General features: G+C 70.6%; 1 protein-coding gene. It reads right to left on the minus strand.

Going from position 1 to position 1,101, the window contains the following annotated elements:
• A partial coding sequence (gene iscB / locus AB0J58_RS45120; protein ID WP_364228033.1) for an RNA-guided endonuclease IscB occupies positions 1 to 1,101 on the minus strand: 1,101 nt, incomplete at both ends.

The raw sequence follows: 1,101 nt of genomic DNA on the forward strand, positions 1-1,101 counted from the left end.
CCCGGCCTTCTTGCCCGCCGGGACGTTCGCCCGGACCAGGTCACCGGTCTGGAAGCCGTGGTGCAGTTTGCTCCGTGGCCGGACAAGACGGGGAAACCCGTACCGGTCGGGGACGGTGCGGGCGTAGGCGCCGCGCCCGGTCGCCGCGGCCACCAGGACCACCGGCGGCCAGGCGGTCACGCTCTCCAGTTCACCAACGTGCAACGCGTCCAACGTGTGGGACTTGGCGGCGCCGGTACGCGACCGGTTCCACTTCGTACGACCGCCCGAGGCGGTGCGAACGGACAGGCCGGTCGCTTCCAGGGCCCGCCACAGCGCCCACCGGGTGGCGTTCACGGCGGCGGCATCGCGCAGCGGTGCTTTCGCCTGCCGGAGGATCTTTGCCAGGAGGGCGGGCCTGCCGTTGAGGAACTCCTCCACCGGAGTGGCGTTCTTGGCCTGGTTACACCGGATGCAGGCCAGGGTCAGGTTGCTTATCCGGTCCGAGCCGCCCCGGGAACGCGGGTGAATGTGGTCGAGGTTCAACGGCACGTCCTGTTTGGCGCAGTACGCGCACGCCCGCCCCCATTTGGCCAACAGGTATTCGCGGACCTCGTACCCGGCCAGGGTGCCCCGCTGGTACTCGGCTCCTTCGAGCGGCTGCCCGGCCGACAGGGCGTGGGTGTCGAAGGAGATCTTCTCCACGTGGACGGCGGTCACGGGCGCCCACCGGGTCAGCCGCGCGACCCATGACAGGGTGGTCTCGACGCGGTGTCGCAGGGACGGCGCGAGCCACCCCTTCGGTTTGGTGCGGTTGAGGAACCGGGGGGCGCGGTAGCGCAGGTTCCGCGAGCGCCTACCTCGCCGGTACGCGGCCCGCGAAGCGAGCCTGTCACGGATCAGCGCACCTCGGTGGTCGAGCTGGATCGCATACCGTCCGGCCCGGCTCCCCTCATGGCCGGTGAACACCGCCAGGCCGGTGTGCTTGCTGCCAGGGTCGATACCGACCTGCACACCTGCCACGGTGGAATCGGCAGCGAGCCGGTCTTTGAGACGGATGACGAACGGGGTGTGACGCACCACCACCGCCCGCCCGGCCGCCAGAAGACGACGGGCACGGGC

It is taken from the genome of Streptosporangium sp. NPDC049644, from assembly GCF_040675205.1.
Lineage (GTDB): Bacteria > Actinomycetota > Actinomycetes > Streptosporangiales > Streptosporangiaceae > Streptosporangium > Streptosporangium fukuiense.